The sequence below is a fragment of the Scopulibacillus darangshiensis genome, assembly GCF_004341035.1.
Classification (GTDB): domain Bacteria; phylum Bacillota; class Bacilli; order Bacillales; family Sporolactobacillaceae; genus Scopulibacillus; species Scopulibacillus darangshiensis.
Genome location: NZ_SLXK01000006.1, coordinates 1 through 14383 on the forward strand (window position 1 = coordinate 1; position 14383 = coordinate 14383).

The 14383-nt window shown below is 44.3% G+C and carries 10 protein-coding genes; 3 read left to right on the top strand and 7 right to left on the bottom strand.

What is annotated here, in order from left to right:
- A partial coding sequence (locus EV207_RS06030) for an IS3 family transposase (RefSeq protein ID WP_165886846.1) occupies nt 1–232 on the top strand: 232 nt, incomplete at its 5' end.
- A gap of 55 nt (nt 233–287) precedes the next feature.
- On the opposite strand, the gene EV207_RS06035 is transcribed toward EV207_RS06030, so the two are convergent.
- The gene (locus EV207_RS06035) at nt 288–1172 is read right to left on the bottom strand and encodes a LysR family transcriptional regulator (RefSeq protein ID WP_165886847.1); all 885 of its coding nucleotides are present in this window, start codon (nt 1170–1172) and stop codon (nt 288–290) included.
- Nucleotides 1173–1308: 136 nt separating this feature from the next.
- Between EV207_RS06035 and EV207_RS06040 the strand changes: the two genes are divergently transcribed.
- Nucleotides 1309–2520 (top strand): MFS transporter, encoded by a 1212-nt coding sequence (locus tag EV207_RS06040; protein WP_132744701.1) that lies wholly within the window; start codon nt 1309–1311, stop codon nt 2518–2520.
- A gap of 1006 nt (nt 2521–3526) precedes the next feature.
- On the opposite strand, the gene acnA is transcribed toward EV207_RS06040, so the two are convergent.
- The gene (gene acnA / locus EV207_RS06045; RefSeq protein WP_132744703.1) at nt 3527–6262 is read right to left on the bottom strand and encodes an aconitate hydratase AcnA; all 2736 of its coding nucleotides are present in this window, start codon (nt 6260–6262) and stop codon (nt 3527–3529) included.
- Between the two features lie 121 nt (nt 6263–6383).
- Nucleotides 6384–7772 (bottom strand): L-seryl-tRNA(Sec) selenium transferase, encoded by a 1389-nt coding sequence (gene selA / locus EV207_RS06050; RefSeq protein WP_132744705.1) that lies wholly within the window; start codon nt 7770–7772, stop codon nt 6384–6386.
- 280 nt (nt 7773–8052) lie between these two features.
- On the opposite strand from selA, the gene selD reads away from it, so the two are divergent.
- Nucleotides 8053–9096: a selenide, water dikinase SelD gene (gene selD, locus EV207_RS06055; RefSeq protein WP_132744707.1), complete on the top strand. Its 1044-nt coding sequence runs from the start codon at nt 8053–8055 to the stop codon at nt 9094–9096.
- Nucleotides 9097–9340: 244 nt separating this feature from the next.
- On the opposite strand, the gene selB is transcribed toward selD, so the two are convergent.
- From selB to hpaB, 4 genes are all read right to left on the bottom strand, one after another.
- Nucleotides 9341–11254: a selenocysteine-specific translation elongation factor gene (gene selB, locus EV207_RS06060; protein ID WP_132744709.1), complete on the bottom strand. Its 1914-nt coding sequence runs from the start codon at nt 11252–11254 to the stop codon at nt 9341–9343.
- A gap of 69 nt (nt 11255–11323) precedes the next feature.
- A complete protein-coding gene (gene mug / locus EV207_RS06065; protein WP_132744955.1) occupies nt 11324–11836 on the bottom strand; it encodes a G/U mismatch-specific DNA glycosylase in 513 nt (170 codons plus the stop codon).
- 59 nt (nt 11837–11895) lie between these two features.
- The gene (hpaD, locus tag EV207_RS06070) at nt 11896–12885 is read right to left on the bottom strand and encodes a 3,4-dihydroxyphenylacetate 2,3-dioxygenase (RefSeq protein ID WP_132744711.1); all 990 of its coding nucleotides are present in this window, start codon (nt 12883–12885) and stop codon (nt 11896–11898) included.
- A 21-nt stretch (nt 12886–12906) separates the two neighbouring features.
- Nucleotides 12907–14382, bottom strand: a complete 1476-nt coding sequence (gene hpaB, locus EV207_RS06075) for a 4-hydroxyphenylacetate 3-monooxygenase, oxygenase component (RefSeq protein ID WP_132744713.1) — start codon at nt 14380–14382, stop codon at nt 12907–12909.
- Between the last annotated feature and the right edge of the window lies 1 nt (nt 14383).

The window sequence follows — 14383 nt, forward strand, 5'->3', positions numbered from 1 at the left end:
ATACGGCTTAGGCCAGTCTATGTCACGTAGGGGAAACTGTTGGGATAACGCCCCTCAGGAGTCATTTTTTGGCCACCTAAAAGATGAGGTGGATTGTCAATCAGCCAGAACTATAAAGGAATTAAAATCCAAAATCAATCATTACATGGTTTACTATAACAATTACCGTTATCAGTGGAATTTAAAAAAGATGACCCCTATTCAATATAGGAATCATCTTCTATCTGCATAATCTCTTTTTTTAAAGTGTCCTTGACATGGGTGCCAGTTTAAAATGGCCGCCCTTTTTATTTCTGACGACTGAAATAATCAATAATAAATGTCTTGAAGGCTGCGGCAGCCGGTGATAAATAGGCCGATTGCCGAGAAGCAAGACCGATCCTTCTCTGACACGCCATATCATTAATCTTCAGAAGGGACATCCTTTCTGAGTCAATATCCTTGGTATGCGGCAAGATGGCAATGCCAAGATTTGCTGATACAAGACCTGCTAAGGTTGCCACTTCCTCCCCCTCAAATACGATATTCGGCTGAAAGCCCACCGACTCACACATCTCATCGAAAATTAATCTTAAACCATACCCCTTCTTCATGCAGACAAACGCTTCATTTTGAAGGCGAGAAAACGAGACATCCCTTTCGCTTGCCATTGGGTGTCCTTTAGGGACACATATGAATAATGGTTCAACAAACAACTGATCATAATGAATGTCGGGCGCGTGAACCGTTGGCGATATGAAGCAAAGGTCAATGTCGTTTTTCATTAATTTATCAAGCAATACTTCGGAATAACTTTGGTAAAGGCTGAACCTAATATTCGGATGTTCGTTTTTATATGTTGCAAGTAATGTTGGAACGAGTTCATTGCCCAGCGTATGTAAAAAGCCAATTGCAGTTTGGCCGTGTTCAGGTGATACAAGATCATGAATCTCCTGTTTCCCTTCTAAAATGGTCGCCATAGCGGTTTGAACTTTCTTCAGAAATAACAGACCATAACGATTTACTTTGATCGACCGCCCGGTTCTGTCGAACAGCGGGGCACCTAACTCGTCTTCCAATTTTGCGATCGAACGGCTTAAAGCCGGCTGTGAAATGGCCAGGGCCTTTGCCGCTTTGGTCATGTGCTCCATTTCAGCGAGTTTCCTGAAATATTCTAATTGATGCCATTGCACTTGCTTCCCCTCCTTTGAACTCATTAAATTATAACCTATATGCATTAATATAATGCAAATTATAAATTGGACGTATTAATTTAAAAGGCATATGATAAGGACAGTAATTCTTATACTTTAGAAGGTGAGAGTAGCAATGACATACATCGAGCATGGAAAAGAAGGATATTGGCGGGCTAATTTGGCATTATTTTTGGGGGGATTCGTTACTTTTTCTCTTCTTTATACAACACAGCCGCTTATGCCGGTTTTTTCTAAGGCGTTCCATATTTCACCCGCTGCAGCCAGTTTGAGCCTTTCGCTATCGACAGGCGCCTTGGCTGTTTTTATGCTTATAGCAGCGGCCTTGTCCGATACGCTTGGCAGGAAAAAAATAATGGTGTTTTCAATGTTCGCCGCTTCTTTAATTACTATTTTGACAGCCTTTAGCCTTAATTTTACTGATCTTTTGATTCTGCGTGCCGTCCTTGGCATCATGCTTGCTGGAGTCCCATCCCTCGCCATGACATATGTCAGCGAAGAGTTTCATCCGAGAAGTCTTGGAACGGCGATGGGTCTGTATGTCAGCGGCAATTCCATCGGCGGGATGTACGGCCGGATTGCTGTCGGGGGTTTTACTGATCTCTTTTCGTGGCATATTGCATTGGTTATAATGGGCGGCATCAGTTTCATTTTAAGCTTTTTCTTTTGGAAAGGACTGCCTGAATCAAGGCATTTTGAGGTTAAAAAGGTTACATTGAGGCGTACATTAACAACATTAGGCGGTCACTTGAAAAATTCGGGTCTGTTAAGCATTTTTTTTATTGCCTTTACCATAATGGGCGGATTTGTCACCCTTTTTAATTACATCGGTTATTTACTGTCCGAAGAACCTTATTCCTTAAGCCAAGGCGTTATCGGCTCATTATTCATCGTTTATCTAACGGGGACGTTCAGCTCAGCGTGGCTTGGAAAACGAGCTGATGTTAAAGGGCATTCTTATATCATCAAATTGTCATTAGCGATTATGTTGCTTGGAGTGGTCTTAACTATCGTTCCATCACTGATCATCAAAATTGTGGGGATCGCCGTTTTCACCTTTGGTTTCTTTGGTGCCCATTCCGTTGCCAGCAGCTGGGTCGGCGAACGTGCCAGACACAATAAAGCACAAGCTTCATCACTATACTTGCTGTTTTATTATTTAGGATCAAGTCTTGTCGGTTCCTTCGGCGGCTTCTTCTGGAGCCATATGGGATGGGGCGGCGTCTCCGGTCTAATCATCGGATTAATTATCATTGCATTTGGACTCACTTACTTTAGTGCTTCAAGAGAGAAAAATGAATTTAGGATGGAAAAGGACATCGTGTAAAAAAACAGCCTGGCATGCAGGCTGTTTTTTCTCAGGCCTTTATGAAGACGTTTTCTCCCGCTTTTTTATCGACTTTGGGCTTTCATCGACCTCATGAACGACCTCGAGACCGAATTTTTACCGACTTTGGGTGTTCATCGACCTTATGAACGACCTCGAGACCGAATTTTTACCGGCTTCGGGCTTTCATCGACCTCATGAACGACCTCGAGCCAGAATTCTTACCGGCTTTGGGCTTTCATCACCCTTATGAACGACCTCGACCCTGAATTTTAACCAGCTTTGGGTGTTCATCGACCTCATGAACGACCTCGAGACCGAATTTTAACCAGCTTCGGGCTTTCATCACTCTTATGAACGACCTCGAGACCGAATTTTTACCGGCTTCGGGCTTTCATCGACCTCATGAACGACCTCGAGACCGAATTTTTATCGACTTTGGGTGTTCATCACCCTTATGAACGACCTCGAGACCGAATTTTTACCGGCTTCGGGTGTTCATCGACCTTATGAACGACCTCGACCCTGAATTTTAACCAGCTTCGGGCTTTCATCACCCTTATGAACGACCTCGAGCCAGAATTTTTACCGGCTTCGGGCTTTCATCACCCTTATGAACGACCTCGAGCCAGAATTTTTACCGGCTTTGGGTGTTCATCACTCCTATGAACGACCTCGACCCTGAATTTTAACCGGCTTCGGGCTTTCATCACCCTTATGAACGACCTCGAGACCGAATTTTTACCGGCTTCGGGCTTTCATCGACCTTATGAACGACCTCGAGGCCGAATTTTTACCGGCTTCGGGCTTTCATCGACCTTATGAACGACCTCGAGCCAGAATTTTTACCGGCTTTGGGCTTTCATCACCCTTATGAACGACCTCGAGACCGAATTTTTACCGGCTTTGGGCTTTCATCACACATCTTTAAGAATAAATATTTGAAACTATTTTTGTTTGAATCATAAACAAACCCCAGCGGAAAACGTTCCGCTGGGGTTTTATACTAAGCGTCTTTTTGAACTTTTCTTCTAAGAACCATTTGCAGAATGCCACCGTTACGGTAGTAGTCAACTTCAACTTCACTGTCGAAGCGCGCAATCACTTCGAATTCAGTCGTTTTGCCGTTTTCATCAACAGCTTTGGCTTTAAGAAGCTGCTGAGGCCTAACGTTTTCGTCAATCTCAACGCTGATAGCCTCTTTACCAGTTAAGCCAAGTTCATCAGCGCCTTCGCCATCCTTAAATTGCAGTGGCAGGACGCCCATCATCACAAGGTTAGAGCGGTGGATACGCTCGTAGCTCTTCGCGATGACTGTCTTAATACCAAGAAGATTTGTACCCTTAGCTGCCCAGTCACGGGAAGATCCCATACCGTAATCATCACCGGCCATAACAATAAGGCCTGTGCCGTCTTCTTTGTATTTCATTGCTGCATCATAGATCGGCATCACGTCTTCTGTTGGCCAGTAAGTTGTATAGCCGCCTTCTGTGCCGGGTGCAATTTGGTTACGGATCCGAACGTTGGCAAACGTTCCTCTCATCATGACCTCATGATTACCGCGGCGTGAGCCGTAGGAGTTAAAGTCAAAAGGTTTAACGCCTTTATCCATTAGATACTTGCCTGCCGGGCTGTTCTTGGCAATCGCACCAGCAGGTGAAATGTGGTCAGTTGTGACTGAATCGCCAAACTTACCGACAATACGCAAATCTTTTAATGATTCGATCTTGCCTGGTTCAGGTGTCAGACCCTCAAAGAACGGCGGGTTTTGAATATAAGTGGAATCGTTGTCCCAATCATAAAGCTGTCCTTCGCTCGTATCGATATCATTCCAGCGCTCGTTTTCTTCAAACACGCGGGAGTATTCTTTCTTAAACATTTCAGGGCTGACAGACTTCGTCATGACCTCGCTGATCTCATCATTTGTTGGCCAGATGTCTTTGAAGTAGACGTCATTGCCGTCAGCGTCTTTGCCGAAGGAATCCTTTTGAAGATCAAAATTAACAGATCCGGCGAGTGCATAAGCAACAACAAGCGGCGGTGAAGCCAAATAGTTAGCTCTTACTAGCGGATGGATACGCCCTTCAAAGTTACGGTTACCAGACAGAACAGAAGCAACCGTGAGATCTTCATCATTGATCGCTTTTTCAATTTCTTCTGGAAGCGGACCTGAGTTACCGATACATGTTGTACAGCCATATCCGACAGTATTAAAGCCAAGCTTCTCAAGGTATGGCGTTAAGCCTGAATCGTTAAGATAATCCGTTACAACTTTAGATCCTGGAGCAAGGCTTGTTTTAACGTAGCCCGGAACTTTTAATCCCTTTTCAACGGCTTTCTTCGCAACGAGTCCGGCGCCAAGCATAACACTTGGGTTAGAAGTGTTCGTACAGCTTGTAATCGCCGCGATGACAACAGAGCCTGTTTTAAGGTCCTCTTCTTTGCCATCAGCATATTTCACTGTGCCTTTTTTGTTAATTTCATCTTCGCCAAGACCAAAGCCGTGGTTACCAGCTTCTTGAGTCAACGCTTTATTGAATTCGTCTTTCATATCTGAAAGCACAATCCGGTCTTGCGGACGCTTAGGTCCTGCCAATGATGGCTCGATTTCTGAAAGATCAAGATCGATCACTTTCGTGAACCTTGGATCCTTGGCATCAGGTGTATAGAACAAACCGTTCTTCTTGCAGTACTCTTCAACAAGCTTGATTTGTTCTTCACTGCGGCCTGTCAGGTGCATGTAATTAAGCGTTTCTTCATCAACTGGGAAGAATGTAGCTGTTGCCCCGTTTTCAGGTGACATATTAGAGATCGTCGCACGGTCTGCAAGTGACATTTGCCCCATACCAGGACCGAAGAATTCGACGAACTTGCCAACGACACTTTCGGAACGAAGCACTTGTGTTACCTTAAGCGCTAAGTCAGTCGCTGTTGTTCCTTCAGGTAAATCACCGGTAAGACGCACACCGATAACTTCAGGCACTGGGAAGTATGACGGCTGACCGAGCATGCCTGCCTCGGCTTCAATACCGCCGACACCCCAGCCTAAAACGCCAAGGCCATTAATCATTGTGGTATGTGAGTCAGTTCCCACCAAAGTATCCGGGAACGCTAAAAGTTCACCGTTATCTTCTTCAAGTCCATGTACAACGGACGCTAAGTATTCAAGGTTAACTTGGTGGACGATCCCTGTTGCTGGCGGAACCGCACGGTAATTTTCAAATGATGTTTGCGCCCATTTCAAGAATTTGTAGCGTTCAATGTTTCTTTCAAATTCTTTTTCCATGTTAAACTTCAGGGCATCATTCGTTGCGAAGCGGTCAACCTGTACCGAGTGGTCGACAACGAGGTCAACTGGTTTTTCAGGATTGATTTTTTCTGGATCGCCACCCATATCAGCCATTGCTTTACGCAAAGATGCAAGGTCGACAACAGCCGGCACACCAGTGAAATCCTGCAAAATGATCCGTGACGGATTGAAAGGCACATCAATTTCTTTGTTCAGCTCTTCAGTACCCCATTTTGCCAAATTTTCAATGTGTTCTTTTTTTATGACTTTACCGTCATATTGGCGTAATACAGATTCTAGCAATACCTTAATAGAGTATGGCAGCCTTTCGATATCGCCAAAATTTTTCAATGCATCCAACTTGTAATAGTTATACGTCTTGCCGTTAGAAGCAAACGTATCGCGAGCTTGATATACATCTTGCTTCGAATTGTCTTGTACAGAAGTCGGCATGTCTTTCACTCCTTCATTACATGTAACATCATCGTATAAAAACTTACATTCTTATAATAAAACAAAAATGGTTATAAGTAAAATTCAAGAAGGTTATGAATCGTCATAAGTACTTCTTATCTTAAAGAACAGCCATCACTTGGGAAACATCATCGCATTCCGCTTTTGTCATAGTACGCAAATCCAAAATCATCAACCCGTCTTGGATTCTGCCGACGATGGCGGGCGTTCCGCATCTAAGCTTTGCTGCTAATTGATCTGCAGAATAATAACGATGTTTTATCGCAACAGCATAGCTGTCGATAGAAACATCGGGCATTGTCCCTCCGCCTACCTTGGCAGTTGCCTCAATTATTTTTACAGTCATGTTGTCATATGTTTTGAGACAACCGCAAAGATCCTCTGCCCGCTTCCCCACTGACTCCAACCCTTCAAGCATATGATGAACGGTCGGTATCTCCTGAACTAGCCGTTCGTTGCTAAAATAGGATTGAATCGTAGCGGACAAGGCAGCCAAAGTGAACTTGTCCACCCTTAGAGTCCTGGCGAGCTGATGTTTTTTCAATCGATCAATCAATGTTTTTTTCCCTAATATAATACCTGCCTGAGGCCCTCCAAAAAGTTTGTCGCCACTGCAGGAAATTAAGTCAGGACCCTCTTGTAATATATCTTTTACAACCGGTTCATGTCCAATACCATACTTTTGAAAATTAAAAAAAGCGCCGCTGCCTAGATCTTCATAAAAAATAATCTTATTATTCCGGGCTATTTCCGCTAGCCTTTTCCTTGAAACTGAGGATGTAAAACCGACCATGTTAAAGTTGCTTTGGTGGACCTTCATGACCATTGCGGTTCGTTCGCCCATTGCCTCCAAAAAATCCTTTCCATGTGTCTTATTTGTTGTTCCTACCTCAATCAAACGCGCATCGCTTTCCTCCATTATAGAAGACACGCGGAATGAACCGCCTATTTCTACAAGTTCGCCCCGTGATACAATGACTTCCCGCTGTTTGGCAAACGCTCTTAAGATAAAAAAGACAGCCGCAGCATTATTATTTACAACCATTGCTGATTCGGCACCTGTCAGTTTGGTCAGCTGCTCCTCAATATGATCGTAGCGTAATCCTCTTTCACCAGTTTCCAAATCAAATTCCAAATTGGTGTAGTTCATCGCGGCGCCGTAGACGGCTTCAGCCGCTTTTCGGCTTAGCCGGGCGCGGCCAAGATTCGTATGTAAAATAACCCCGGTCCCATTTATGACTCTGCGAAGCCCTGGTTTAAGCAAGTCCCCAGCCTTTAAACTGAATAGGTCATAAATTTGTTTGTGGACGTCATCTTGATTGACGGCAGAAAGAATGGTTCCCTTAAGCATAATCCTAGCTTCCTCAACAGTTTCCCGGGCAAGGATTGTTAAGTAGTCAGCCGAAATACCTTGTTTCGTATAAAACTGAAAAATATCACTGTTTTGGATCGCTTTAATTGACGGCAAATATGAAAGCGGATTAACCATAATCCCTCACCTTTTTCTTAATATTGTAGTATACTCTTTTTTAAAGCGCAAAATAAGCCAAGCTTAAAGAAAACTCGCCGATTGGCGAAGACAGAGACGTAGTTGCGACGCACAGGACGGGCTAGTACTGGCGTTGTAACAGGATGTTACGCCTTTAGCCAATGCACTTATGTGCGTCAGAAAGGCTACTGCTTGAATCCGCTTCTTTGCTGCCTTGCGACAAAACGAAGTGGAGGAGCATAACTATACTCTCTGATTAACTAAGAAAGGGGGGATCAAGATGACTGACCTTAATAGATTAACAAAAATGTCATCAAAAGCCGGCTGAGGCTGCAAACTCGGTCCTGAGGACCTGTCGCAAGTTTTGCGGCAGCTGCCAAAGCAAGAAAAAGATCCAAACCTTCTTGTCGGAACGGAAACGTCTGATGACGGCGGTGTCTATAAATTAACAGATGAACTCGCCCTCATTCAGACTATTGATTACTTTACACCGATTGTTGATGATCCATATATGTTCGGCCAGATCGCAGCAGCCAATGCTTTAAGTGATGTCTATGCGATGGGCGGTGTCCCAAAAACAGTATTAAATATTGTCGGCTACCCAATGAGTGTTCTTGGACCGGATGTCTTAGCGGAGATTCTTAAAGGGGCGGCTGAAAAGGTCAAGGAGGCAGGTGCTGTCACAGTTGGCGGCCACTCCATTGATGACCAAGAGCCTAAATTCGGTCTCGCTGTTACAGGCCTTGTTCATCCTGACCGGTATTACAAAAATGTCGGCGCAAAGCCGGGAGACGTCCTCATTCTTACCAAGCCGATTGGTGTTGGAATCCAAACGACCGCCATTAAGCAGGATAAGTTATCCGGACAACAGATTGAAACCGTCAGCGCGGTGATGGCCCAGTTAAACAAGAAAGCGGCAGAAGCGCTAACCGGATTGCATCCGCATGCGGTCACAGATGTCACCGGCTTTGGTTTGCTGGGACATGCCTATGAAATGGCCTCTGGAAGCGATGTTTCATTTGTCATTCAATCAAGTCAGGTGCCGGTCCTGGAAGGTACAGAGTCACTGGCAAAAGCCGGTATTATTCCCGGCGGTACCAAGAAAAACCTTCGATGGCTTGAACAAAATATTACTTTTAACAACATTCCCGAACATATACAGTTCATTTTGGCTGATGCCATCACATCGGGCGGTCTTCTCATTAGTCTGCCAAATGAAGAAGCTAAGCAATACCTTGCAAACCTTCATAATAATGGGGCTTATGAAGCGGCAATTATAGGTGAAGTTGTATCTAAAGCAAATAAGGCAATTGCAGTTACCTAAAGAAAACTCGCCGATTGGCGAGCCTTTGGCGAAGACAGAGGCGTAGTTGCGACGCACAGGACGTGTTAGTACTGGCGTTGTAACAGGATGTTACGTCTTTAGCCAGTGCACTTATGTGCGTCAGAAAGGCTACTGCTTGAATCCGCTTCTTTGCTGCCTTGCGACAAAACGAAGTGGAGGAGCATAACTATACTTTCTGATTAACTAAAAAAGCACCTTGGCACATTCATGCCAAGGTATCTTTTTATTTCCAGCGCCGCTTATTGTTTTCCCGAACGGTATATCCCTCTCTGTCACAGCACTCTAGAAAAGGTATAAGATACTTTCGTGAAAGATCGAGAACCGCTTTGGCATCTTGAATAGTAAAGGCTTCATTGGATTTCTGCCTTAAGCGTTTGACAGCATCACAAAAGGCTTGGTGATGCATGAGCAAATCCTCTTCTAAAAGCATTGTTTTTCCAACTGAAAGAAGATAGTCCTTAAGATCTTTTTGTAATCCAGCAGGAATGCCGGACTCATCCGCTAATTCAGACCAGCTAACCGGCTTTAGACCTTGTTTGGCTAAGTCATTGACGACTCCTGTCATGCGCCTTGCCCACTGATCTGGAAAATGGGGAGTAAAATCAGACAGTTTCACCATGTGGTCGTGGCTTTCTAATTCATTACTCTCCTTTAACCGTTCATACACTTTACTCTGAAGCGCTTCGCCAAATGGCAAAGATCGGAGCAAATCAGCTTTCGAAAGGCCTTGCCTCATAGGATAGTCTTGGTGGTATGCTTTTAAATTTTCCAATAAAAGCCCCTGTGCTTGATTGAGACGATCATTAAGGACATAAGTATTATGGCTTAGGCGAGCAATAACGCGTCGTTCCAGTGTATCATTCAATATCTGGATTAATAAATCATTGGGCAGCCCTGTTGAACGAAGCAGGTCCCGTTCGGTTGCTTCTTCAAATTCAACTAAATACTGATAAACCAGATCTGCCGGTGCACCTTGAGCCTTCCTTTCAAGAAGCTTAATCGTACCTTCCCCAAACCTGTGTTTGACAGCTTCTACATCAATGACTTGACCGCCACCAATGGTCTCAGCGGGTGTCGGCCTGCGAACAATGAACCTATCCCCTTTTTTGGCAGTAAGAGGTGCTGCCAGTTCAATCTGACAATAAAGATCGTCACCAGCCTCACATTTATTTCTGTCAAACATGATAAGCTTTCCCATTACAGCAGCGGTTCCCAAATGGCAAATCACAGGTGACCTTTGTTTAAATGGGCGATCGATATTATTTAATATTTTCAGCTGAACATCCAGCCTTGAAGAAGGCATGTATATGGTGCCGTCAGATACAAGAACGTCGCCCCTTTTAACATCATCGCGTGACAGTCCGCCGATGTTCATCGCTGCCCGCTGGCCACTTGATGCAATAGAAGTATCCTTATGATGGATTTGCAAGCTTTTTACCTTCACTTTTTGCCCTTTGGGGAGAAGCATCAAGTTGTCATCTTTATGAACCTGTCCGTTAAAAATCGTGCCTCTGACGATCGTACCGAGACCATGTAAGGTGAAAACATCATCAATCGGCATTCTGAAGGGCTCATTTGGATTTTTTGCCCTTATTTCGTGGCTTGCCGCGTTAATGGCGTCCTTTAATAAAGCAATACCCTTTCCTGATACACTGTCAACTTTATATATAGGGGCGTCTGCAAAACTTGTCTTTTTCAAATATGAGCTAACATCCTCCTCGACCATAGCGAGCCATTCGTCATCAACAACTCCTATCTTGGTTAATACGATTAATGCCTGCTTAATACCAAGCAGCGTAAGGATGTCGATATGCTCCTCAGTTTGCGGCATCACCCCTTCATCGGCCGCAATAACTAAAATGACCAAGTCAATTCCTGCAACACCGGCAATCATTTGTCTTATGAACCTTTCATGTCCCGGAACATCAATGATAGCGGCACGCCTTTGATCTTCTAAATCAAGGTAAGCAAAACCATTTTCTATGGAAATGTTCCTTGTCTGCTCTTCTTTCAGCCGATCTGTTTCAATGTCAGTTAATGCCTTGGTCAGTGATGTCTTGCCATGGTCAATGTGCCCTGCTAATCCAATTGTCATGTCATGCTTCAACATATCAATCTCTCCAATGGTATTTGCCACTTTTTTTGCTAGCCGCCTTAACTTCTTTCACTTTATCAGAAAAGCTGATTGGAAAAGCAACGACATAAATTAGAATGACGGCGTGATAATTTTCTTTAATTCTTTATAAATCACAATAATGTCCTCCATCTTGATTCTTACTAGCCCGCTTGATGAAGGTGCTACGAAATCGATTGTTCCTTTTACAACAGCTTCCGGTTGAATGCCCCAGGAAACCTGTTGTTTTTTGGCATATTGTTGGTAGACACCTTTTCCTACAAAACAAACAACTTCAGGTGAGAGACTCAAAATTTTTTCCCTGAGCCTGTCTCTTCCTTCTTCGTATTCTTTCTTGGAAATATCCTTAGCTTCCTTTGTGGGTCTGGCAACAATATTGGTTAAACCGAAATGGTAGTTAAGGAGTTTATCGTCTTCCTCCGGTGCTAATTTCACCGGTGTCAACCCTGACCGATAGAGGATTGTCCAAAAACGGTTATTGGGATTCGCATAATGATGCCCGGTCTCTGCGGAACGAAGGCTTGGGTTAAAGCCGACAAATAGGATCTTCAAGTTCTTTTTGATATGATCCGGTATCGGTCCGATAGTAACACCTCCAAAAAAGAATAAAAGAGCAGCCGAAAGCCGCTCCCCCCATTGTATATTCATACATACTTTTTTGTAAATTGTGCCTTGCGATCCCCGAGCACCGCAGCTTGTGTTTTCACTTGTTCGTTGTCGTAGATATCCAAAAATGGTGTGGCTTCATAAAACCAGCTGTCGGGGACATTGTGGCCCCAGAACGTCCCTCTCTGGGGGTCGTCTAAATCCCAGCGAATCGGCTTAAAGTCCGGATCAGTCGTCAAATAATCGCCGGTATACAACTCAACACGATTGCCGTCCGGATCTCTTAAATAGAGGAAGAAGGCATTGGACAAGCCATGACGGCCCGGACCACGCTCAATAGCATCCCCGTATCCAAGTGAACCAAGCACATCGCAAACATGAAGAATGCTTGATGAGTCATTTAGAGTAAATCCGACATGGTGAAGCTTCGGACCTTCCCCATTCATAAAGGCCTGATCATGGACGGTTGGTTTACGATGGATCCACGAAGCCCAAATGTGCCCATCTGCTTCGGTATATTCTGATGAAACAAAGCCAAGTTTATTAATATAGAAATTGTGTGCTGCTTCAACATCCGGCACAAGACAATTGAAGTGATCAATTCTTTGCATCCTTGACCCTTTATACACGTCATAGCGCTGCAAGCTGCGTTCTACAGTATCCATTTCAGCAAAAAATTCTAATGGCATCCCCAATGAATCATACGTGCGCAGCGTTCTTCCCATCGCGTGCTGCGTGCCTTTTTCCAGCCATTTGGTTTCCAATCCCTTTGATTCAAACAAATAAGAAAGCGCTTCCAAATCAGCTTCAGAGTAAACTTTATAGCCAAGGGCATGAACACCCGGTTTATCCGCCTTTTTTAGAACATAACAATGGTGATTGTGTTCTTCAAGGCCCCTCAGGTAGATGTGTTCACCGTCCGATTCCGTTTCAACAAACCCTAAAGCGCTGACATAAAAGTCGCGCGCGGCATCAAGATCGGTCACATTAACTACTGCTCTCGCAGCGCGAAGAATATTAAAAGCCATTATTTTGATCCCCCGTCTCTTTTATGCTTTGACAGATTTAGGCAAGGAAGAGGCTGTTCCGCCTAAGAAATCTGTTATCATTTCTTTAAAAGGCTCTTTATCGTATCCATCAAAATAAGTCATATGCATCTTTACAGGGTCACCGAAGAAATAATATTCATAGTGCACTTGCCTTGAAGCAAAAGCACTCATCGTTAAATCCCAGCAGAGACGGAATAATTGCACGCGTTCATAGCCTTCCATGTTCTTCCCTTGTGCAGCCCGATGCAGAATTGGCCCAATTTCTTCATTTGCAAAATCCGCTTCGGTCGGAATGCCCATCATGCCAGATGCTCCAAGCACCCGCAGAATTTCTACAAGCCTTGGATAGACTTGAGGGAACCAGTTCCTTGCGGCATTAAGCGGGGCAAAGTCCGGCGTCATGATGCCCCACTTATCGATTTTGGCGTTATGTTCCGCACGATACAAGTGGGACTTCATCGTCTCAAGCGTCAGCATGATTTCTGTTCCTTTATTCTTTACGTGCTGGAACTGGTCGATGCCGATCGCATCCATTAAGCTTAAGACCGCTCCAAGCACAAATTCCGTTTTGACAACATTTTTGGCAATGACCTGATGTGATGAATGAACAACTGCGTTCGTTTCACCAAAAGTCCGGTTACAAATAGATGAGTCCTCAAGGACAAAGATGCGGTCCCATGGCACAAGCACGTTGTCAAAATAGACAATGGTATCGCCTTCTTCAAAACGTGATCCAAGCGGGTGGTCCCACTCGCTTTTTCCGTAATCAAAGGATTCTCTGCTCATAAGCTTTAGGCCAGGCGTGTTATTAGGAATGGCAAAGGCGATCGAATAGGGATCATCCTTCTCACCTGATTTTTTAACCGTTGAAGGAAACACCATGATCTCATCGGTGATTGCCCCTTGGGTAGCCAAAAGCCGCACACCTTCCACAACCACACCGTCCTGATTTTTTTCTACAACATGAAGGGCAACATTAGCGTCCTTTTGTTCATGGAGTGCTTTAGCCCGGTTCACTTGTGGATGGATCAAGGTGTGTGTCAGAGCAATGTCATTTTCTCGGCAATATTCATAATACTTTTTGATATTTTCGCCATACATGGGGTCACTTTCGGCAAAGAACTCATGTGCGGTGCCAAACGCCATCAGATCGGTATTAAGATAATCTGGAGAGCGTCCCATCATCCCGCCTGAATAACGGGCCCATTCGGTGATCATCTCACGGCGGCGGATCAAATCGTCAATCGTTTTTGGTTGTATGAAGGATAATCCAACTTTTTCTTTAGATGTTGGTGAGGTATACAGCATTTTATCCTGATTTTTATATTGGAGATCGAATAAACCTGCCATTGATTGAATGACATTTTTGAATGCCTGATGTTCCGTCACATCGTCGACCCTTTCCCCATGGATATAGACATTGTTTTTCGCTTTCTTCAGTCCTTCAACGTACTCTTGTCCCCTTCTTGCAGGCATG